The organism is Nocardia sp. NPDC051756 (assembly GCF_040681495.1).
Classification (GTDB): domain Bacteria; phylum Actinomycetota; class Actinomycetes; order Mycobacteriales; family Mycobacteriaceae; genus Nocardia.
In genome coordinates this window covers 804,315-824,896 of the sequence record NZ_JBFAYV010000002.1, presented here as the reverse complement: position 1 = coordinate 824,896, position 20,582 = coordinate 804,315, and the positions used below count along the sequence as shown (strand labels likewise).

The following is a 20,582-nucleotide window of genomic DNA, read 5'->3' as shown; positions in this document are numbered from 1 at the left end:
GTCAGGCGCGCTCGGCGCGCCGCACGATCTGCTCGGCATGTCGCAGGACGGGGGCGTCGACCATGCGGCCCTCGAAGGCGAACACACCGCGATGCTTGGGCACCTCGTCGAGTACCCTTCGAGCCCAGTCTATTTCGGTCCCCGACGGCGCGTAGGCCGCGCGGATGACCGCCACTTGGCTGGGATGGATGGCCACCTTCCCGTCGAAACCGACGGCGACCGCGTCCAGCGCCTCGGCCCGCAGGCCGTCGAGATCGCGGATATCGAGGTACACCGAGTCGAGCGCGAACTTCCCGTACGCCTTGGCCGCGAGCAGCGAGGTGGACCGAACATGGCGTGCCACATCGCGATAGCTGCCGTCGGCGTGCCTGCTCGACTGGCCGCCGAGGCCGGCGACCAGGTCCTCGGCGCCCCACATCACGCCGATCGCGTTGTCCGCGGTCATCGAGTCGCCGACCGTGATCGCGCCGAGCGGGGATTCGATCAACGCGAGCACCTCGTACTCCGTCAGCGTCGTGATCTGTTCGGCCGATTCACATTTCGGCAGTATGATGCGCCGATACCGGGTGCCGGCCAGCGCGGCCAAGTCGAGGGCGTGCTCGTCGGTGCCTGCCGCATTGACCCGGACGAACGTGGTCTCGGGCTCCAGCGGCGTCTCGACGAGCGCCTTGCGCGCGGCCGCCTTGTCGCCGGCGGCGACGCCGTCCTCGAGGTCGAGGATCACCACATCCGCTGCGGCGGCGGCCTTTTCGTAGCGCTCCGGCCGATCCGCGGGGCAGAACAACCACGCGGGTCCCGGCATCGCCCAGGTCATGACCGGCCGGACTCGGGACGCAGGCGGATCATCGCGTTGCGCACCGCGACCGCGACGACGGCGCCGTGCTGGTTGCGCGCGGTGTGCCGGAAGGTGACGATGCCCTCGCCCGGCCTGCTCTTCGACACCCGCTTGTCCAGCACCTCGGTTTCGGCGTAGACGGTGTCCCCGTGGAACAGCGGCGCCGGGAATTTCACCTCGGCGAAGCCGAGATTGGCGACGGTGGTGCCCTGGGTCAGGTGCGCCACCGCGAGGCCGACCATGGTGCCGAGGGTGAACAGCGAGTTGACCAGGCGCTGATGAAACGGCTCCTGGGCCTCGCTGTAGGCCGCGTCGATGTGCAGCCCCTGCGGATTCATGGTCAGCGTGCTGAACAGCACGTTGTCGGTCTCGGTCATGGTGCGGCCGGGCCGGTGCTCGTACAGCACGCCGGTCTCGAGTTCCTCGAACCACATGCCGGTCTGCACGACCCGGCGCAAGTTGTCGGTGTCGGTCATAGCCCGAGCTCCCGTCCGATCAGCATCAACTGCACCTCCGTTGTGCCCTCGCCGATTTCGAGGATCTTGCTGTCCCGGTAGTGCCGGGCCACCGGGTATTCGTTCATGAAGCCGTAGCCGCCGAAGATCTGGGTGGCGTCGCGGGAGTTGTCCATGGCCGCCTCGCTGGCCACCAGCTTGGCGATGGACGCCTGCTTCTTGAACGGCTTGCCGGCCAGCATCAGCGCTGCGGCGTCATAGTAGGCGGTGCGGGCCGTGTGCGCCCGCGCCTCCATCCGGCCGATCTTGAACGCGATGGCCTGATTGCGGCCGATGACCTGGCCGAACGCCTCGCGCTCCTTGGCGTAGCGCACGCTCTCGTCGACACAGCCCTGCGCCGCGCCGACCGCGAGCGCCGCGATGGCGATGCGGCCCTCGTCCAGGATGCGCAGGAAGTTGGCGTAGCCGCGGCCGCGCTCGCCGAGCAGGTTCTCCTCGGGCACCCGGACGTCGGTGAAGCTGAGCGGGTGGGTGTCCGAGGCGTTCCAGCCGACCTTGTTGTAGGCGGGCTCGGCGACGAAGCCGGGGGTGTCGGTGGGCACCAGGATGGTGGAGATCTCCTTCTTGCCGCCCGCCTGACCGGTCACCGCCGTCACCGTCACCAGCGTGGTGATGTCGGTGCCGGAGTTGGTGATGAACTGCTTGCTGCCGTTGATCACCCAGTCGCCGCTGTCGGCGATCGCGGTGGTCTTGGTCCCGCCCGCGTCGCTGCCCGCGCCGGGTTCGGTGAGCCCGAACGCGGCGAGCGAACGCCCACTGGTCAACTGCGGCAACCACTCCTGCTTCTGCTTGTCGTTGCCATAGCGGTAGATCGGCATCGCGCCGAGCGAGACGCCGGCCTCCAGGGTGATGGCCACGCTCTGGTCGATCTTGCCGAGTTCCTCCAGGGCCAGGCACAGCGCGAAGTAGTCGCCGCCCATGCCGCCGTACTCCTCGGGGAACGGCAGGCCGAACAGGCCCATGTCGGCCATGCCGGCGACCACCTCGTACGGGAAGGTGTGCTTGGCGTCGTGTTCGGCGGCGACCGGCGCGACCACCGTCCGCGCGAAATCGCGCACGGTCATGGCGAGGTCGCGGTACTCCTGCGGCAGGGCGCCGGTGGACAGGAAGTCGGTCATGCTGGGTTTCCTTCTCGCTCGGCGGTATTCGAGTCTTCGGCGGGTGCCGCGATGATGCGGGCCAGTACTTGATCGAGGCGCACCTGGGTGCCGGGCGTCACGAGGATCTCGACGGTTCCGGCGATGGGGGCGGTGAGCGAGTGCTCCATCTTCATCGCCTCCACGATGACGACCGGCGCGCCCGCGGCTACCTTCGTGCCGGTGCCGGCCTGCACCGCGATGACCGAACCCGGCATGGGGCTTTTGATTTCGGCGTCGCCGACGTGTTCGGTGGCGCCGCGCACGCTCGCCTCGGCGACCTCCTGCAGCATGGCGATGCCGGTGGCACCGGCGAGCCAGAGCTGGCCGTCGGATTCGGCGATCCGGTATTCGCGCCGGATGCCGTCCAGGGTCAGCGTCAGCAGGTTGTCCGCGAAAGCCGCTGTCACCGAAGTCGATTCGCCCTCGGCGATACGTGCGGTCGCGGCGGCGGGGGTACCGGTGAGGTACACGTGCTCGGTCCGATCGCCGCCGGTCAGCCGGATCGAGGTCGGCGCGGCGTCGCCGATGCGCCAGCCGGACGGGACCTGCCAGGGATCGCTCGGCGGCGCCGGCCAGCGCCGCAGCCAGCGATAGGCGGCGGCGGCCAGGAACAGCTCGTCGGGCACGGGGGCGGGGTGGAAGTCGGCGACCCGGCGATCGAGCAGCCCGGTATCCAGTTGTCCCGCCGCGACATTCGGGTCGGCGAGCAGGAAGCGCAGGAACTCGATATTGCTGGTCACGCCGAGCAGCACAGTATCGCCCAGCGCCCGATCGAGTTTCGCGATCGCGGCGGTCCGGTCGGCGCCGTGGGTGATGACCTTGGACAGCATCGGGTCGTAGTCGCTGCCGACCACCGTCCCGGCGCGCAGGCCCGAATCCACCCGGATGCCAACGCCTTCGGGCTCCACCAGATCGAGCACCGTGCCGCCGGTGGGCAGGAACCCGCGACCGGGATCCTCGGCGTAGACCCTGGCCTCGATGGCGTGCCCGATCATCCGGATCTCGTCCTGCTCGACCGCGAGCTTCTGCCCGGCCGCGACCCGGACCTGACATTCCACCAGGTCGACGCCGGTGACCAGCTCGGTGACCGGATGCTCCACCTGTAGCCGGGTGTTCATCTCCATGAAGAAGAACTCGTCCGGCCGGTCGGCGGAGACGATGAACTCGACCGTGCCCGCGCCGACGTAGTCGACGCTGCGCGCGGTGTTGCAGGCGGCGGCGCCGATCCGGGCCCTGGTCGCGGCGTCGAGCAGCGGGGACGGGGCTTCCTCGATCACCTTCTGGTGCCTGCGTTGCAGGCTGCACTCGCGTTCGCCGAGGTGCAGCACGTTGCCGAACTGGTCGGCGAGCACCTGCACCTCGATGTGCCGTGGCCGGGTGACGAAGCGCTCCAGGAACAGGGTGTCGTCGCCGAACGCGGACGCGGCCTCGCGGCGCGCGCTGAGCAGGGCGTCCGGCAGTTGCGCCGGATCCTCGACCAGCCGCATGCCCTTGCCGCCACCGCCGGCGGAGGGCTTGACCAGCACCGGGTAGCCGACCTCGCGCGCGGCCTCGATCAGGTCGGCGTCGGTCAGGCCGGGCCGGGCGATGCCGGGCACGACGGGGACATTGAAGGCGGCAACGGTGTTCTTCGCCGCGATCTTGTCGCCCATGACCTCGATCGCCCGGGCGGGCGGGCCGAGGAAGACGATGTTCGCCTTCGCGAGCGCCGCGGCGAAAGCGGCGTTCTCGGAGAGGAATCCGTATCCGGGGTGCACGGCTTGCGCGCCGGTGCGCACCGCGGCGTCCACGACTTTGTCGATGGCGAGGTAACTTTCGCGCGCGGGGGCCGGACCCAGGCGCACGGCCGTGTCCGCCTCGTGCACATGCCTGGCGTCGGCGTCGGCGTCGCTGTAGACCGCGACCGAGCGAATGCCCATGGCGCGCAACGTGCGAATGACCCGCACCGCGATCTCGCCGCGGTTGGCCACGAGGACGGTGTCGAACCCGACGGGATGAGACTTGTTCAGCATCGCTCTCACATCCGGAAGACGCCGTAGGAAACGGGTTCGAGCGGCGCCTGCGCGCAGACCGAAAGGGCAAGTCCGAGGACGGTTCTGGTGTCCGCGGGATCGATCACGCCGTCGTCCCAGAGCCGGGCCGTCGAATAGTAGGGATTGCCCTGGCTCTCGTACTGGTCGCGGATCGGGGCCTTGAACGCCTCCTCGTCCTCGGCCGACCACGGTTGACCCGAGCTGTCGAGCTGATCGCCGCGCACCGTCGACAGGACGGAGGCGGCCTGCTCGCCGCCCATCACCGAGATCCTGGCGTTCGGCCACATCCACAGGAAGCGCGGCGAATACGCGCGCCCGCACATCGAATAGTTGCCCGCGCCATAGGATCCGCCGATCACCACGGTCAGCTTCGGCACCCGCGCGCAGGCCACCGCGGTGACCATCTTCGCGCCGTGCTTGGCGATGCCGCCCGCCTCGTAGTCGCGGCCGACCATGAAGCCGGTGATGTTCTGTAGGAACAGCAGCGGGATCTTGCGCTTGTCGCACAGCTCGATGAAATGCGCGCCCTTCATGGCGGATTCGCTGAACAGCACGCCGTTGTTGGCGACGATCCCGACCGGGTGGCCGTGGATGTGCGCGAAGCCGGTGACCAGGGTCTTGCCGTACTCGGCCTTGAACTCGTGGAACGCGCTGTCCCCGTTGGGGTCACCGTCGACCAGGCGATGGATCACCTCGCGGACGTCGTACGGGGTGCGCAGGTCGACCGGCACCACGTCGTACAGCTCGGACTCGGGGGCTGCGGGTTCCACCGGCGGCAGCACGGCCCAGGGGCTCGACGGGCGCGGGCCGAGGGTGGCCACGATGCGGCGCACGATGCGCAGCGCGTCCTGATCGTCCTCGGCCAGATGGTCGGTGACACCCGAAGTGCGCGAATGCAGTTCGCCGCCGCCGAGTTCCTCCGCGGTGACCACCTCGCCGGTCGCGGCCTTCACCAGCGGCGGGCCGCCGAGGAAGATGGTGCCCTGATTGCGCACGATCACCGCCTCGTCGCTCATCGCCGGCACGTACGCGCCGCCCGCGGTGCAGGAGCCGAGCACCGCGGCGATCTGCGGGATGCCCTTGGCGCTCATGTTCGCCTGGTTGAAGAAGATGCGCCCGAAGTGCTCGCGATCGGGGAACACCTCGTCCTGTTCGGGCAGGTAGGCGCCGCCGGAATCGACGAGGTACAGGCACGGCAGCTGATTCTGCAGCGCGATCTCCTGCGCGCGCAGATGCTTCTTCACCGTCATCGGGTAGTAGGTGCCGCCCTTGACGGTGGCGTCGTTGGCCACGATCACGCACTCGCGGCCGGACACCCGCCCGATCCCGGTGATGATCCCGGCGCCGGGGGATTCGTCGCCGTACATGCCGGTCGCGGCCAGTGGGGAGAGTTCGAGGAATGGACTGCCCGGGTCGAGCAGCTGGTCCACCCGCTGGCGGGGCAGCAGCTTGCCGCGCGCCACATGGCGGTCCCGGGCCTTCGCAGACCCGCCGAGCGCGGCGGCGGCAAGCCGGGCGCTCAGGTCGTCCACCAGTGCCTTGTGGGCGACTCGGTTGTCGACGGCCTGTTCAGTAACGGTCATCACGTGATCCTGTCGGTCAGTTAGTCGCCGATAACTGTAAATCAGGTTAATCTTGGTTAACCGAGATGTCCAGGTAGGGCGAAAGGAGCGCGTGTGACCAGCACTGACCCTGTCACGCTCACCCGCCGCGAACAGCTGAAGGCGCAGCGGCGGCAGCAACTCCTCGACGCCGGTGCACGGCTCATCGCCGACCGCGGCTTCCTCGGCATGCGCCTCGATGATCTCGGCGCGGCCGTCGGCATCAGCGGGCCCGCGGTCTACCGGCACTTCCCGAACAAGGAAGCGTTGCTGGTGGAACTGCTCGTCGGGGTCAGCCAGCGGCTGCTCGACGGCGGCAAGGCGGTGGTCGCACGCACGGCCGGCGCGGCCGAGGCACTGGACGGGCTCGTCGATTTCCACCTCGACTTCGCGCTCGGCGATCCGGACCTGATCCGGATCCAGGACCGCGATCTGGAGAACGTGCCCGCCACCGCCCGCCGGGAACTGCGCCGGACCCAGCGCCAGTACGTGGAAATCTGGGTCACGGTGCTGCGCGAGCTGCATCCCGGGCTACCCGAGGAGACGGCGCGGGTGCAGGCCCACGCCGCCTTCGGGCTGATCAACTCCACCCCGCACAGCGCGAGCACCGCGACGGCCGTCCGGGCCAGGCCCGTGCTGCGCCGAATGGCGTTGTCCGCCTTGGGGTGAGGGCTCGATCATCGAGCGCTCCACCCGCCGTCCATGGTGTAGGAGGCGCCGGTCACCATGCCCGCGTCCGCCGAGGCGAGCCAACTCACCAGCGAGGCCACCTCTTCCGGTTCGACCAGGCGTTTGATCGCGCTCTCGGTGAGCAGGATCTTCTCCAGCACCTCCTGCTCGGGGATGTCGTGCGCCTTGGCCTGGTCGGCGATCTGCTTGTCCACCAACGGGGTTCGCACGTAGCCCGGGCTGACGCAGTTGCTGGTGACGCCGTGCCGGCCGCCCTCCAGCGCGGTGACCTTGGACAGGCCCTCCAGTCCGTGCTTGGCCGTCACGTAGGCGGACTTGAACTCCGAGGCCCGGAGTCCGTGCACCGACGAGATGTTGATGATCCGGCCGAAGCCCTGCCGGTACATGTGCGGCAGGGCCGCGCGGATGAGCAGGAACGGCGCCTCGACCATCAGCGTGAGTAGGGTGCGGAACTGGTACGGGGCGAACTCCTCGATCGGGCTGATGCTTTGCACCCCTGCGTTGTTCACCAGGATGTCGATCTCGAGCCCGAGCGATTCCAGCGTGTCGGTTTCGAGAAGGTCTACCGCCCAGGACTTTCCGTCGAGCTCGCGGGCCAGCGCCTTGGCACCGACCTCGTCGATATCGGCGATGGTGACCTGCGCGCCGCGGGCGGCGAGGGCCCGCGCACAGGCGGCGCCGATCCCGCTGGCGCCGCCGGTGATCAGGGCGGAACGGCCGGTGAGGTCGCTCATTTGGCGGCCACTGTGGCGGGCTTGCCGGCTAGGTACTCGGCATCGGCGAGATCGACGGTTTCCAAATCCAGACCTTTCGTTTCCCGGGCGAAGTAGACGGCGACGACCGTGACGGCCGCGGCGATGGCCAGATAGATGGCGATGGGCACCGCGGACTTGTAGGTGTTCAGCAGGCGGACCGCGATGATCGGCGCGAGCGATCCGGCCACGATCGAGGTGACCTGATAGCCGAGGGACACACCGGAATACCGCATCCGGGTCGGGAACATCTCCGCCATGATCGCGGGCTGACCCGCGTACATGAAGGCGTGGAAGACCAGGCCGATGATGATGGCGAACAGGATGACCGCGTTGTGCCCGCTGTCCATCATCGGGAAGGCGAAGAAGCCCCAGGTGCCTGCGGTGACCGCGCCGATCAGGTAGATCGGCCGCCGGCCGAAGCGGTCCGACAGCCGCCCGACCAGCGGGACGGTCACGAAATGCACGGCGTGCGCGGCGAGCAGCCACCAGAGGATGACCTTGGTGTCGACATGCACCTGCACCTTGAGATAGGTGATGGTGAAGGTGACGACCAAGTAGTACAGGATGTTCTCGCCGAACCGCAGTCCCATGGCGGTGAGCACGCCGCGCGGGTAGCGCTTGAGCACCTCGACGACGCTCAGCGAGGTCGCCTTGATCTGCTCCAATTCCTGTTGCGCGGCAACGAAAATGGGCGCGTCGGTGACCTTGGTGCGGATGTAGTAGCCGACCAGCACGACCACCGCCGAGAGCCAGAAGGCCACGCGCCAGCCCCAACTGAGGAAGGCGGCGTCCGAGAGCCAGGTGGTCAGCGCGAGCAGTACGACCGTCGCCAGTAGGTTCCCCATCGGCACGCCGGCCTGCGGCCAGCTTGCCCAGAAACCGCGGCTGCGGCTCGGACTGTGTTCGGCCACAAGGAGAACCGCGCCGCCCCACTCACCGCCGACGGCGAAGCCCTGGATGAAGCGCAGCACGACCAGCAGGGCCGGCGCCCAGTAACCGATCTGGCCGAACGTCGGCAGGCAGCCCATCAGGAACGTCGAGGCGCCGACCAGGATGAGACTGAATTGCAGCAGCTTCTTGCGGCCGTACTTGTCGCCGAAATACCCGAAGACGATGCCGCCCAACGGGCGTGCGGCGAAGCCGACGGCGTAGGTGATGAAGGCGGCGAGGATCGCGTCCAGATCGCTGGTGCCCTTGGCGAAGAACACCTTGCTGAACACCAGCGTCGCGGCGGTGCCGTAGAGGAAGAACTCGTACCATTCGACGACCGTGCCCGCCATCGATGCGGCGACCACCCGTCTCAGGCCGGTCGGCACCCCGCCCGGGTCGCTTGGCCACAATGCACTGCGCACGCTCATCGAACTCTCCTTCGTGCCAGGGGTCACATCAGGGTGTAGATGTGATGGCCCCCACAAAACTCGGCTGCAACGAAGTATTAGTGCAGATCGGTTTGTCCGCAATGACTAGATGTGCAGTACGTATCTGCGAGGATGCAGATATGAACGTCGGTTCCGCGGGGTCTGCCCGTCGGCCGAGCGCGGACGACCTGCTGGTGCTGCTCGCCGTCGGCCGATCGGGTCGCTTCGTGTCGGCGGCCGAGGAACTCGGCATCAACCACACCACCATCTCCCGGCGCATCGCCGCGCTGGAACACACGCTCGGCGGGCGAGTGCTGACGCGCGCCGCCGGCGGCTGGGAGCTCACCGAACTGGGCAAGGAAGCACTGGCGGCCGCCGAAGTGGTCGAGTCCGCGGTCAAGTCGCTCGCCGCCGACGCCGACGGCAGCCGGGTATTGGAAGGCGTGGTCCGGATTTCGGCCACCGACGGCTTCAGCGCCTACCTGGCCGCCCCCGCGGCCGCCGAGGTCCAACGCCTGCACCCCAAGATCACCGTCGAAATCGTCGCCACCACAAGGCGAGCCTCCACCCAGCGGTCCGGCCTGGATCTCGAAGTGGTCGTCGGCGAACCCCAGGTCCACCGCGCCACCGCGATTCGGCTGTCCGACTACTGCCTCGGCCTCTACGGCAGCCGAGACTATCTGCGCGAGCACGGAACTCCCGCGACCATCGATGACCTGGCCGAGCACCCCCTGGTCTACTTCATCGACTCCATGCTCCAGGTCGACGATCTCGACCTGGCCTCGAGCTTCGCCCCGGCGATGCGCGAATCCGTAACCTCCACTAACGTTTTCGTCCACGTCGAAGCCACCCGCGCCGCCGCGGGCATCGGTCTGCTCCCTTGCTTCATGGCCGACCGCCATCCCGACCTTGTCCGTGTCCTCCCCGCCGAGGTCTCCGTCCAACTCGTCTACTGGCTGGTCGCCCGCGCCGAAACCCTCCGCCGCCCAGAGGTGGCCGCCTTCGTCGATGCCCTCCGCGCCAAGGTCTACCGCGAACAGAACGCCCTACTCGGCCACCGCAAGTAATTCCCGGTCGGCTTCAGGCCAGATGGGGAACGAATTGTGCCGGAACGTCCGAGTTTTGGGTCAGGTGGCCGTCGGTCATGGTGTGGACGGCGGTCATGCGGTGCAGGTGGGTGCGGTCGTGGGTGACCAGGAGGGTGGCGGCGTTGTGGTCGTGGACGATGGTGAGGATCAGGTCGATGATCGCGGCGCCGCGTTCGGTGTCCAGGGCGCTGGTGGGTTCATCGATGACGAGCAGGGCGGGGTTGTTCATCAAGGCGCGGGCGATGTTGACGCGTTGACGTTGGCCGCCGGAGAGTTGGGCGGGGCGTTTGGCGTGTTGGTCGGCCAGGCCGACCGCGTCCAGGAGTTCCATTGCCCGGGTGCGGGTCTCGTTGCGCTGACGGGCTGAGGTGTGCAGGCGCTGGCCCAGGTGGGACATGACCTGGAGTTGTTCGACGGCGGTGAGGGCGGGGATCAGGTTCGGTTGCTGGAAGACGATGCCGATGGATGTGCGGCGCAGTTCGGCGGCTTCGCGGCGGCCGACCGTGGCGAGATCGACGTTGCCGGCTGAGGTCTGGAGTTCGATGCGGCCCGAGTCGGGACGGATCAAGGTGGATGCGACGGCGAGCAGGCTGGATTTGCCCGAGCCGGACGGGCCGGTGATGGCGGCGATTTCACCGCCCGCGACGCGCAGGTCGACGTGGTCGAGTGCGGTGAGTCTGCCGGATCCGTCGGGGTAGGTGAGGGTGACGTCATCGAGGGTCAGGGTGGTGGTCATAGGTCGAAAGCTCCAGTGCGTCAACGAGTCTTGGGTGGTGCCGAGTCAGCGTCCTGCGCCGAGTGCGGTCAGCGGGTCGGTGGTGAACAGGAAGCGGAGTGCGAAGGCCGCGCCCAGTAGGCCGAGGACGATGAGGGCCACGGCGGGGAGCAACGTGGTCGCTGGGCTCAGGACGAAGGGGAGTGCGTCGCCCATGAAAGCTGCTGCGGCGACGGTGATTCCGAGTCCGACGGCAACACCGGCGGACAGGACGATCGCGGCCTGGGCGAGTGCGTCGCGGACCAGTGAGCCGGAGGTAGCGCCCAGCGCTTTGAGCGTGGCGATATCGGGCATGCGCTGGACGGTCCAGACGGTGAAGAACGCGCCGATCACCAAGGCGGAGATGGCGAACAGGAGCACGGTCATCAGGGTCAGCGAACCGTTCTCGGCCTGGTAGGCGCTGAGCGCGGACAGCGCGCCGGACGGGTCGGTCGTCTGGGTGTGGGCGGTGGCGTTCAACGCTGCCTGATCCGGTACGCCGGAGACCGCGAGCACGGTCGCCGCGCCGGCGCGAGGGCTCATCGCCTGCCAGTCGGCGAGGGTCGTCCAGACCACCGGCGTGTGGCTGTACCAGTCGTCTCCGCGCACCGCGGCCACGGTGAAGTCCCGGCCGCTGATCGTGACGGAGTCACCCGTGGCCGCGCCCAGATCTTTGGCCGCACCCGTGCTGAGCACCACGCTTCCGTTCTCGGTTGCGGACCGGTTGCCGAAAGCGGTTCCGGTGCTGCCGAAGAACGCGACCTGCACTGAGGCACGACCGCGCGGATCGACCTTGCCGTGGCTGATCCCGATCGGGTCGACGGCGCCGTTCGGGCCTGCCGCTGCCTGCCAGGCGGCGACCTGCTCGGCGGTCAGCGCCGAGGCGTCGAACGAGGGAGCGGCGCCGGTGTCGGCGAACACGACGGTGTCGCCGGGGAACGATTCGACGGCCGAGATGTTCTGGTGGGCGAGCCCGGCGGTGAGCCCGCTGAGGAAGCTCACCAGCAGCGCCACCAGCGTGACGACCAGGGTGATGAGCAGGAAGCGGCCGCGGGCGGCGCGCAGATCTCGGAGTGCGACGAACATGCCTTCACTGTTCCGCGCGGGGAGCCCGCGGCCATCGCGCGCGGGAAGGAAAGGCGCACCATCGAACGGTGGGTGGCGTTTTACACCTTTCGATGGATGCCGCCGGGGTAGCCGCACATAAGCTGGCAAGGTGCACTCGTCCCCGCTCACGCCCGTCTTCACCGCGCTGCGGCTAGGACTGCACGTGCTGATGACGGCGCTGGCGGTGGTGATCGCTGTGCGTGCGCTGCTGCCCGGAGCGCCGCACCCGATCCCGGTGGTGGCGCTGACCGCCGGCTTCCTGGCGACGTACTTCGCCGGCCACGTGCTGAGCGGCCGCCGCGGCGGAATCGCGATCTGGTTGACCGCCTTGACCGTATGGTGGCTCTGTCTCGTCGTGCTCGCCCCGGACGCCGGATACCTGGCCTTCGGCCTCTTCTTCCTCTACCTGCATCTGCTCCCGCGCCCGTGGAGCCTGGTGGCGGTGGGCGCGGCAACCGTGATCGCCGTGGTGGGTTTCGGGGTGCACCGCGGCTGGTCGGTTGCCGGCGCGATCGGCCCGATCTTCGGCGCGGCGGTCGCCGTCGGCATCGGCCTCGGCTATCAAGCGCTGTTCCGGGAATCCGCCGAGCGGCAGCGCCTGATCGACGAATTGCTCAGTACCCGAGCGATACTCGCCGAACAGGAGCGCACCGCGGGCAAGCTGTCCGAGCGCGAGCGATTGGCTCAGGAGATCCATGACACCGTCGCCCAGGGCCTGAGCAGTATCCAGCTCCTACTGCACGCCGCCGAACAATCCGCGCCGGATCACCCTGCGCTGCAACAGATTCAACTGGCCAGGGAAACTGCCGCAGAGAACCTCGCCGAAACCAGAAGACTCATAGCCGAATTGACCCCCGCCGCCCTCGACGGGCAATCGCTCGCGCAGGCACTGGAACGAATCTGCTTGCGCGCCAACGCACCCGGCCTCGCCGCGCAACTGGTGGTCGAGGGCGCCCCCGAACGGTTACCGATGCCGATCGAGGCAGCCCTGGTGCGCATCGCCCAGGGCGCGGTCTCGAACGTCGTGCAACACGCGAAAGCCGACCGGATGCGCCTGACCCTGACCTACGCCGACGCCGAGGTCCTCCTAGATGTGGTGGACGACGGCATCGGCATCGCCCCCGACGTCCTCGACCACTCGCCGTCCGGCTCGTTCGGCCTCGCCGCCATGCGCTCGCGGGTCGAGCAACAGGGCGGCAGCATGGCGGTGGAATCGGAACCGGGACACACCGCCGTCACCGTCGCCTTCCCCCTCGAACCCGCCGCACCCGAACCGGATTCGGCCGAACCGGGAGCGCCCGCATGATCCGCCTGCTGCTGGCCGACGACCACGCGATCGTCCGGGCCGGCCTGCGCGCACTGCTCGACGGCGGCGACGACATCACCGTCGTCGGCGACGTGCCGACCGGCGAGGCGGCCGTCGCGTTCTGCGCCACCACCCCGGTGGACCTGGTGCTGATGGACCTGAGCTTCGGCCCCGGCCGCTCCGGCGCGGACGCCACCGCCGAGCTGCGCGCGCTCCCGCAGCCGCCGAATGTCCTGGTGGTCACCAACTACGACACCGACGCCGACATCCTCGGCGCGATCGAGGCCGGCGCCTGCGGCTACATCCTGAAGGACACCCCGCCCACCGAACTGCTCGCCGCCGTCCGCTCGGCCGCCGCGGGGGAGAGCGTGCTCTCGCCCGCGGTCGCCTCGAAGCTGATGACCCGGGTGCGCCGCGCCGACACCACCTTGAGCGCCCGCGAGATCGAGGTGCTGCGGCTGGTCGCCGACGGCCGCTCCAATCGGGAGATCGCCAAGGAGCTGTTCCTCAGCGAGACCACGGTCAAGTCCCACCTGGTGCACATCTACGCGAAACTCGGTGTCCGGTCCCGCACCTCGGCCGTCGCCCGCGCCCGCGAGCAAGGCGCGATCTGAGCGCGACATGCGCCCGCGGCTGCCCCGTCCGGCCGCCTGCGTGCCCCTAGGGTGAAGCAATGGCATCTCTCTCGGATCCTCAGGTGCGTGAGTTCCTTCTCGACGGCACGCGGACGGGCAAGGTCGCGTTCGCCGCCGCCGACGGCCGGCCGATGGTGACGCCGGTCTGGTTCGTGCTCGAGGAGGACGAACTGGTCTTCAACACCGGCAAGGACACCGCCAAGGGCAAGGCGTTCGCCCGTGACGGCCGGATCGCGGTGATCGTCGACGTCGAGGCCGAGCCGTACCCGTCGGTGCAACTGCAAGGCACCGTAACCCTGTCCGAGGATCCGGAAGAACTGCTCCGCACCGCCACCGAGATCGGCGGCCGCTACATGGGCGCCGACCGCGCCGAGGAATTCGGCAAGCGCAACGGCGTCCCCGGCGAACTCGTCGTCCGCCTGCGCCCGACCAAGGTGATCGCCCACTTCGACGCGACGGCCTGACCCGGACCCGCCTGAATACACTCACCCGCATGACCGTGCACTTCATCGGCGCCGGGCCGGGTGCGGCCGACCTGCTGACCGTGCGGGCGGTCACCCTGCTCGGCTCGTCGCCGGTGTGCCTGTACGCGGGCACCTACCTCGACCCCGAGGTCCTCGCGCACTGCGCGCCCGACGCCGAACTGATCGACACCCAGCACCTGGACCTCGACCAGATCACCGAGCAGCTGGTGCGCGCGGACCGCGCAGGCAAGGACGTGGCCCGGCTGTGTTCGGGTGACCCGTCCATTTATTCGGCTCTCACCGAACAGACCCGCAGGCTCGACGCGCACGGCATCGCCTGGGACGTCACCCCCGGCGTCCCCGCCTACGCCGCCGCGGCCGCCCTGCTCGGCACCGAACTCACCGTCCCCGAGGTCGTGCAGTCGGTCGTGCTGACCCGCACCCAGGCCCGCTCGACGGCCATGCCCGATACCGAGGCCCTGGCCAACTTCGCGGCCACCGGCGCGACCCTCGTGCTGCACCTCGCGATCACCCGCATCCGCACCCTCGCCGCCGAGTTGGTCGCCGACTACGGCAGTGCCTGCCCGGTCGCCGTGGTGTACCGCGCCAGCCAGCCGGACCAGCTGATCCTGCGCGGCACCCTGGCCGGCATCGCCGATCAGGTCGAGGCCGCCGACCTGCGACAGGCCGCGATCATCCTGGTCGGCAAGGCCCTCGCGAGCCCGGTGTCGTGTGCCGAATCCCACCTCTACGACCCGGCCCGCGCCCGCCATCGGTGACCCGCCGCGCCGTCCGCGCAGCGCGTCGCGCAGGATGTGAGGTCTGCAACATGAGGCCCGCAAAGTGCCGACAACTCGACTGCCTGTGATGATGTCGGTCGGCTATCGAGGTTGGTTGGTTCGGTGCGGGCGACGACGGTAGATTGGTTCGGTGATCTGCAGCGAGATTCCCGGCATCGCCGGTCGGTGGGTAGTGGGCGCGGTCGCGCCTATGTAACAAGGTCACCCTGGCGAACAGATAGTGCCAATGAGCTTTTTTTGCCTGATTGATTAGAGAACTGAACCCCGAGACGCGGGCGCCACGCTGGGATAGGTGAGCGTCCTGTCCGGGTGTCGTCGGGGAGCGCTTGCGTGGTGTTCCGGAAGCGAGGTTACGGTTGGACCGGCTGGATTTCGGCGGAAACGGCGAAGCTGGTGACGAACGGGCACACGCTGGTTCGGACTACTTCCCGCTGTCTCCTGCGCAGCTGGGCATCTGGTACGCGCAGCATGTCGACCCGCAGGTGCCGGTCAACATCGCGCAGTACGTGGATCTGCACGGCGCGCTGGATGTCGAGATCCTGGAACAGGCCAGTATCGACGCCTCGCACGAGCTCGGTTCGGGCTTCCTGCGCATCATCGAACGCGACGGCGAGCCGTTGCAGTACGTCGATCACAGCATCGCCGACTACGACAAGGTCACCTATGTAGATCTGCGCGCCGAGGCCGATCCGGCCGCGGCCGCGATGGCGTGGATGCGGGCCGAGTACAGCCGGCCGATGGATCTGACGAAAGATCGCCTGATCGCGGTCGCGGCGCTGCAACTGGCCGACGACCACTGGTACTGGTACTCCCGGGCGCATCACGTCACGCTCGACGGCTTCGGCGCCATGACCAACCTGAACCGGATCGCCGAGCTCTACACCGCGTACACCAACGGCACCGAGCCCGCCGTCTCCAAGGCCACCGACCTGCACACGCTCTATGAGCAGGAAATGGCCTACCGCGAGAGCACGCGGTTCAGCTCCGACAAGAAGTACTGGACCGAGCGGGTCGCGGGCCTGGAGGACGGCACCAGCCTGACCGGCCGGTCCGCCCCGCCCGCCGCGATCAACGGGATCGCCAGCGCGGCGCTGTCCGACGAGCAGAACACGCTGCTGGAAGCGGCTGTGCGGCGCCATGATTCGTCGCCCGCCGGGCTGCTGCTGGCCGCGTTCGCCGGTTATCTGGCGCAGTGGAACGGCGTCGAGGACGTCATCCTGAGCCTTCCGGTGACCGCGCGCACCACCGCGGCGATGCGCCGCTCGGGTGGTGTTTCGTCGAACATCGTGCCGCTGCGGCTGCACGTCGGCCACGACACCACGGTCAGCGAACTGCTCAAGCAGGTCACGGTCGAGGTATCCGGCGCGCTGCGCCATCAGCGCTACCGGCACGAGGACATTCGCCGCGACACCGCCGGCGACGGCATGGTGACCACCGAGTTCTTCGGGCCGTGGGTCAACATCATGCTGTTCCACGACGAGCTGGTGATGGGCCCGATGGTCGGCCAGCTGCACGTGCTGTCCACCGGCAGCATCGAGGATCTCGGCGTCAACTTCTATCAGTCGGTCGCGGGCACCCGCTCGCACATCGACTTCGAGACCAACCCGAACCTCTACACCGAAGCCGAAGCGCAGCGCCATCATTCGCGCTTCCTGGAGTTCTTCGACCGGTTCCTCGCGGCCGTGGACGACGCCGCGGTCTGGGCCATGGACGTCACCACCGCCGACGAGCGGGAGCGCTCGCTGCTGGAGTGGAACGACTCCGACCAGGAGGTGCCCGACACCACGCTGTCCGCGCTGCTGGACGCGCAGATGCCGTTGGCGCCGGACAATATCGCGCTCGACTTCGAGGGCGCGACCCTGACCTACGCGGAGTTCGACGCGCGGGTCAACCGGCTGGCCCGGTTCCTGATCGCCGACGGCGTCGGCCCGGAATCGCTGGTCGCACTGGGCATGCGGCGGTCGCTGGAGCTGGTCATCGGCATGCACGCGGTGCTGAAGGCCGGTGGCGCGTACGTGCCGATCGATCCGGATCATCCGGCCGATCGCACCGCCTACATCCTCGACAGCGCGGCACCGGTCTGTGTATTGACGCTGTCGGCGGATGAGCTGGAACTGCCGGATGCGGTGCGGCAGGTGCAGATCGACACCCTGGACGTGTCCGAATTCTCCGCCGCGCCGGTGACCGACGCGGACCGGCTCGCGCCGCTGCGCCCGGACAACACCGCCTACGTCATCTACACCTCGGGTTCGACCGGACGCCCCAAGGGCGTGGCGGTCACCCATCACGCGATCGTCAACCAGCAGCTGTGGATGCTCGACGAGTACCGGCTGACCGCGGACGACGTGTATCTGCAGAAGACCGCGACCACGTTCGACGTGTCGCTGTGGGGTTACTTCCTGCCGCTGCTGGTCGGCGCGAAGCTGGTCATCGCCTCGCCGGACGGCCATCGCGATCCGCTGTACGTCGCGGACATGATCGAGCGGCACGGGGTCACCGTGACCGACTTCGTGCCGTCCATGCTGACGGTGTTCGTCTCGCACGCGACGCGGGCGCAATGTGCCACGCTGCGTGCGGTTTTCGTGATCGGCGAGGCGCTGCCGCCGGAGACCGCCGCCGGTTTCCGCGCGATCACCTCGGCCGGATTGCACAACCTGTACGGCCCCACCGAGGCCGCGGTCTCGGTGACCTACTGGGAGGCGACCGCCGCCGACACGGTGACCGTGCCGATCGGCATCCCGGAGTGGAATGTCTCGGTCTACGTGCTGGATTCGCGGCTGCGACCGGCCGCGATCGGTGCGCCGGGTGAGCTGTACCTCGGTGGCCGTCAGCTGGCCCGCGGTTACCGTGGCCGCCCGGATCTGAGCGCGGACCGCTTCGTCGCGAATCCGTTGTCGGACAACGGCGAACGCATGTACCGCACCGGCGACCTGGTGCGCTGGAACGACGCGGGCACGCTGGAATACATCGGCCGCACCGATTTCCAGGTGAAGTTCCGTGGTCAGCGGATCGAGCTGGGCGAGATCGAGACCGATCTGCTCGCGCATCCCGCGGTGAGCCAAGCCGTTGTCCTGGTGATGGATACCGCCACCGGTCAGCAGTTGGTGGCGTATGTGGTTCCCGCGCCGGGTCATTCGGTGGATCCGACGGAGTTGACCAGGTTCGCGGCCGAGAAGCTGCCGAGCTACATGGTGCCGGCCTCGATCATGGTGCTGGACGCGTTCCCGCTCAACACCTCCGGCAAGCTGGACCGAAAGGCGTTGCCGGAGCCGGTGTTCAGCGTGGACGCGACGAGCTTCCGCGCCCCGCGCACCCAGGCCGAGCAGATCGTGGCGGGCATCTTCGCCGACGTGCTCAGCCAGGACCGGATCGGCATCGACGACAACTTCTTCGATCTCGGCGGCAACTCGCTGGTCGCGACCCAGGTGGTGTCGCGGATCGGGGTGGCGTTCGGTACCCAGATCGGGGTGCGGGCGCTGTTCGAGTCCCCGACCGTGGCCGGGATCGCCGCCCGCGCGGAGAACGCGAGCCAGACCGAGGGCGCCCGGCCGCCGCTGGTGGCCCAGCAGCTGCCCGAGCGGGTGCCGCTGTCGCTGTCGCAGCAGCGGATGTGGTTCATCAACCAGTTCGACTCGACCGTGCCCGCCTACAACCTGCCGTTCGTGGTGCGGTTGCGCGGCGAGGTCGACCTGGACGCGTTGCAGGCCGCGCTGATCGATGTGGTCGCGCGCCAGCAGTCGCTGCGCACGATCTTCCCCGAGTCCGGCGACGGCGGCTACCAGCAGGTGCTGCCGGTCGACCAGGTCGATCTCGGCATCGCGATCGAGCCGATCGACGAAGCCGAATTGCACGGTGTGCTTACCGCTTTCGCGTCCACCGGTTTCGACGTGTCGCGGGAACTGCCGATCCGGGTCCGGGTCTACGCGGTGACCGGCGGCCGGGACAACGGCACCGCCGACTACGCGGTCGCGTTCGTGGTGCATCACATTGCCGCGGACGGTTTCTCGTTCGGCCCGCTGGCCCGCGACGTCGCCGCCGCCTACCTCGCGCGCGCCGCGGGGCAGGCGCCGAGCTGGGCGCCGCTGCCGGTGCAGTACCAGGACTTCAGCGTCTGGCAGCGCGAGCTGCTCGGCGCCGAGTCCGACCCCGGCTCCATGGCCGCCCGCGAAATCGCCTACTGGCGCAGGGCTTTGGCGGGGTTGCCGGATCAGCTCGATCTGCCCGCCGACCGCCCGCGCCCGCCGGTGCAGAGCTTCAGCGGTGGCCGGGTCGCCTTCGACATCGATGCCGATCTGCACCAACGGCTTTCGGGCTTGGCGCGCGCACAGGGCGTCAGCCTGTTCATGGTCATGCACGCCTCGCTGGCCGTGCTGCTCGCGCGGTTGTCGGGCACCAATGACATCGCCATCGGCACCCCGGTCGCCGGGCGTGGCGAGCAGGCCCTCGACGACCTGATCGGCATGTTCGTCAACACCCTGGTGCTGCGTTCGGAGGTCGACGGCAGCGAGCCGTTCACCGAGTTCCTCACCCGCACCAGGGAAACCGACCTCGCCGCGTTCGCGTTCGCCGACGTGCCGTTCGAGCGCCTGGTCGAGGTGCTCAACCCGACCCGCTCGCAGGCGCGGCACCCGCTGTTCCAGGTCATGCTGTCGTTCCAGGAAATGTCGCACGCGACCGTGGAATTACCCGGACTGTCGGTCACCGCCGACGAGCTCGAGGTCGACATCGCCAAGTTCGACCTGCAATGGACCGTCACCGAAGAGCGTGGCGCGCAAGGCGAACCCGCCGGCATGGCCGCCGTGGTCTCCTTCGCCACCGATCTGTTCGACGCCGCGACGGTCACTGAGTTCACCCGCCGCTACCTGCGCGTGCTCGAGGCCGCGGTCAGCACACCGCAGGCCGCGGTGCGCGACATCGACATCCTGGACGACGCCGAGCGCGCCACGGTGCTCACCGGCTGGAACCAGACCGCGCACGAGCTGCCCGCGGCGACGGTGCTCGAGCTGTTCGAGGAACAGGTCCGCCTGCGCCCGAACGACATTGCCGTCCTGTTCGACGGCGGCACCCGCAGCGCCGGCGAATTCGGCCCGCAGGTCCAGCTGACCTACGCCGAGTTCTCGGCGCGGGTGAATCGCCTGGCGCGCAAGCTGATCGCCGAGGGCGTCGGCCCGGAATCGCTGGTCGCCGTCGGCATCCGCCGCTCGGTGGACATGCTGGTCGCCATCTACGCCACCATGACCGCGGGCGGCGGCTACGTGCCGATCGACCCCGATCATCCGGCCGAGCGCACCGATTACGTGCTGGCCAACTCGACGCCGGTGTGTGTGCTGACCACGCTGTCCGACGACGTCAAGTCCGCCGACTGCCCGGTGATCGCCGTCGACACCCTGGATTTGAGCGAGTTCGGCGACGGACCGGTCACCGACGCCGAGCGCCGCGCACCGCTGCGCCCGACGAACACCGCGTACGTGCTCTACACCTCCGGCTCCACCGGCCGGCCCA

At 68.7% G+C, this 20,582-nt stretch carries 16 protein-coding genes (1 of these 16 only partly in view); 7 read left to right on the top strand and 9 right to left on the bottom strand.

Annotated features, from left to right (window positions below):
• Window position 1 precedes the first annotated feature (1 nt).
• From AB0M22_RS09960 to AB0M22_RS09940, 5 genes are read right to left on the bottom strand one after another with little or no spacing between them, the layout of a single operon-like run.
• On the bottom strand, window positions 2-814 hold the full coding sequence (locus AB0M22_RS09960; protein ID WP_364723195.1) for a CoA ester lyase: 813 nt from the start codon (window positions 812-814) through the stop codon (window positions 2-4).
• Window positions 811-1,311: a MaoC family dehydratase gene (locus tag AB0M22_RS09955; protein WP_364723193.1), complete on the bottom strand. Its 501-nt coding sequence runs from the start codon at window positions 1,309-1,311 to the stop codon at window positions 811-813. Before AB0M22_RS09955 ends, AB0M22_RS09960 begins: the two co-directional genes overlap by 4 nt.
• Window positions 1,308-2,468, bottom strand: a complete 1,161-nt coding sequence (locus tag AB0M22_RS09950) for an acyl-CoA dehydrogenase family protein (protein WP_150408044.1) — start codon at window positions 2,466-2,468, stop codon at window positions 1,308-1,310. Before AB0M22_RS09950 ends, AB0M22_RS09955 begins: the two co-directional genes overlap by 4 nt.
• Window positions 2,465-4,501 carry an acetyl/propionyl/methylcrotonyl-CoA carboxylase subunit alpha gene (locus AB0M22_RS09945; protein ID WP_364723191.1) on the bottom strand — a complete coding sequence of 679 codons (2,037 nt, stop codon included), beginning with the start codon at window positions 4,499-4,501 and terminating at the stop codon, window positions 2,465-2,467. The genes AB0M22_RS09950 and AB0M22_RS09945 overlap by 4 nt, the downstream gene beginning before the upstream one ends.
• A 5-nt stretch (window positions 4,502-4,506) precedes the next feature.
• Window positions 4,507-6,105 carry a carboxyl transferase domain-containing protein gene (locus tag AB0M22_RS09940; protein ID WP_364723189.1) on the bottom strand — a complete coding sequence of 533 codons (1,599 nt, stop codon included), beginning with the start codon at window positions 6,103-6,105 and terminating at the stop codon, window positions 4,507-4,509.
• Between the two features lie 93 nt (window positions 6,106-6,198).
• Here AB0M22_RS09940 and AB0M22_RS09935 point away from each other — a divergent pair, with 93 nt between their 5' ends.
• Window positions 6,199-6,792 carry a TetR/AcrR family transcriptional regulator gene (locus tag AB0M22_RS09935; protein ID WP_150408041.1) on the top strand — a complete coding sequence of 198 codons (594 nt, stop codon included), beginning with the start codon at window positions 6,199-6,201 and terminating at the stop codon, window positions 6,790-6,792.
• Window positions 6,793-6,800: 8 nt separating this feature from the next.
• On the opposite strand, the gene AB0M22_RS09930 is transcribed toward AB0M22_RS09935, so the two are convergent.
• A complete protein-coding gene (locus AB0M22_RS09930) occupies window positions 6,801-7,547 on the bottom strand; it encodes a 3-hydroxybutyrate dehydrogenase (protein WP_364723185.1) in 747 nt (248 codons plus the stop codon).
• Window positions 7,544-8,926 carry an MFS transporter gene (locus tag AB0M22_RS09925; protein ID WP_364723182.1) on the bottom strand — a complete coding sequence of 461 codons (1,383 nt, stop codon included), beginning with the start codon at window positions 8,924-8,926 and terminating at the stop codon, window positions 7,544-7,546. Before AB0M22_RS09925 ends, AB0M22_RS09930 begins: the two co-directional genes overlap by 4 nt.
• 140 nt (window positions 8,927-9,066) lie before the next feature.
• Between AB0M22_RS09925 and AB0M22_RS09920 the strand changes: the two genes are divergently transcribed.
• On the top strand, window positions 9,067-9,993 hold the full coding sequence (locus AB0M22_RS09920; protein WP_364723179.1) for a LysR family transcriptional regulator: 927 nt from the start codon (window positions 9,067-9,069) through the stop codon (window positions 9,991-9,993).
• 13 nt (window positions 9,994-10,006) lie between these two features.
• On the opposite strand, the gene AB0M22_RS09915 is transcribed toward AB0M22_RS09920, so the two are convergent.
• Both AB0M22_RS09915 and AB0M22_RS09910 read right to left on the bottom strand, forming a co-directional pair.
• Window positions 10,007-10,750 carry an ABC transporter ATP-binding protein gene (locus tag AB0M22_RS09915; RefSeq protein WP_364723177.1) on the bottom strand — a complete coding sequence of 248 codons (744 nt, stop codon included), beginning with the start codon at window positions 10,748-10,750 and terminating at the stop codon, window positions 10,007-10,009.
• Between the two features lie 45 nt (window positions 10,751-10,795).
• On the bottom strand, window positions 10,796-11,854 hold the full coding sequence (locus AB0M22_RS09910; RefSeq protein ID WP_364723174.1) for an ABC transporter permease: 1,059 nt from the start codon (window positions 11,852-11,854) through the stop codon (window positions 10,796-10,798).
• Window positions 11,855-11,984: 130 nt separating this feature from the next.
• On the opposite strand from AB0M22_RS09910, the gene AB0M22_RS09905 reads away from it, so the two are divergent.
• The 5 genes from AB0M22_RS09905 to AB0M22_RS09885 form a co-directional block, all read left to right on the top strand.
• Complete coding sequence (locus AB0M22_RS09905) at window positions 11,985-13,181, top strand: sensor histidine kinase (RefSeq protein WP_364723170.1); 1,197 nt, start codon at window positions 11,985-11,987, stop codon at window positions 13,179-13,181.
• Window positions 13,178-13,795: a response regulator transcription factor gene (locus AB0M22_RS09900; protein ID WP_364723167.1), complete on the top strand. Its 618-nt coding sequence runs from the start codon at window positions 13,178-13,180 to the stop codon at window positions 13,793-13,795. The genes AB0M22_RS09905 and AB0M22_RS09900 overlap by 4 nt, the downstream gene beginning before the upstream one ends.
• A 59-nt stretch (window positions 13,796-13,854) precedes the next feature.
• Window positions 13,855-14,280: a PPOX class F420-dependent oxidoreductase gene (locus tag AB0M22_RS09895; protein ID WP_364723164.1), complete on the top strand. Its 426-nt coding sequence runs from the start codon at window positions 13,855-13,857 to the stop codon at window positions 14,278-14,280.
• A gap of 29 nt (window positions 14,281-14,309) precedes the next feature.
• Entirely contained in the window at window positions 14,310-15,059 is a 750-nt protein-coding gene (cobM, locus tag AB0M22_RS09890) for a precorrin-4 C(11)-methyltransferase (protein ID WP_364723161.1), read from the top strand.
• 377 nt (window positions 15,060-15,436) lie between these two features.
• A protein-coding gene (locus AB0M22_RS09885) for a non-ribosomal peptide synthase/polyketide synthase (protein ID WP_364723158.1) crosses the window boundary here: on the top strand, window positions 15,437-20,582 show its 5' portion. The gene runs 38,435 nt beyond the window's last position; 5,146 of the gene's 43,581 nt are visible here — the first part of the coding sequence; it begins with the start codon at window positions 15,437-15,439; the stop codon falls past the right edge of the window.

What these genes read in the sequence shown, in the direction of transcription:
- AB0M22_RS09950 (WP_150408044.1), bottom strand. Translation starts at nt 2,468, where the DNA reads ATGACCGACTTCCTGTCCACCGGCGCCCTGCCGCAGGAGTACCGCGAC.
- AB0M22_RS09930 (WP_364723185.1), bottom strand. Translation starts at nt 7,547, where the DNA reads ATGAGCGACCTCACCGGCCGTTCCGCCCTGATCACCGGCGGCGCCAGC.
- AB0M22_RS09955 (WP_364723193.1), bottom strand. Translation starts at nt 1,311, where the DNA reads ATGACCGACACCGACAACTTGCGCCGGGTCGTGCAGACCGGCATGTGG.
- AB0M22_RS09895 (WP_364723164.1), top strand. Translation starts at nt 13,855, where the DNA reads ATGGCATCTCTCTCGGATCCTCAGGTGCGTGAGTTCCTTCTCGACGGC.
- cobM (WP_364723161.1), top strand. Translation starts at nt 14,310, where the DNA reads ATGACCGTGCACTTCATCGGCGCCGGGCCGGGTGCGGCCGACCTGCTG.
- AB0M22_RS09940 (WP_364723189.1), bottom strand. Translation starts at nt 6,105, where the DNA reads ATGACCGTTACTGAACAGGCCGTCGACAACCGAGTCGCCCACAAGGCA.
- AB0M22_RS09910 (WP_364723174.1), bottom strand. Translation starts at nt 11,854, where the DNA reads ATGTTCGTCGCACTCCGAGATCTGCGCGCCGCCCGCGGCCGCTTCCTG.
- AB0M22_RS09960 (WP_364723195.1), bottom strand. Translation starts at nt 814, where the DNA reads ATGACCTGGGCGATGCCGGGACCCGCGTGGTTGTTCTGCCCCGCGGAT.
- AB0M22_RS09900 (WP_364723167.1), top strand. Translation starts at nt 13,178, where the DNA reads ATGATCCGCCTGCTGCTGGCCGACGACCACGCGATCGTCCGGGCCGGC.
- AB0M22_RS09925 (WP_364723182.1), bottom strand. Translation starts at nt 8,926, where the DNA reads ATGAGCGTGCGCAGTGCATTGTGGCCAAGCGACCCGGGCGGGGTGCCG.
- AB0M22_RS09915 (WP_364723177.1), bottom strand. Translation starts at nt 10,750, where the DNA reads ATGACCACCACCCTGACCCTCGATGACGTCACCCTCACCTACCCCGAC.
- AB0M22_RS09945 (WP_364723191.1), bottom strand. Translation starts at nt 4,501, where the DNA reads ATGCTGAACAAGTCTCATCCCGTCGGGTTCGACACCGTCCTCGTGGCC.
- AB0M22_RS09920 (WP_364723179.1), top strand. Translation starts at nt 9,067, where the DNA reads ATGAACGTCGGTTCCGCGGGGTCTGCCCGTCGGCCGAGCGCGGACGAC.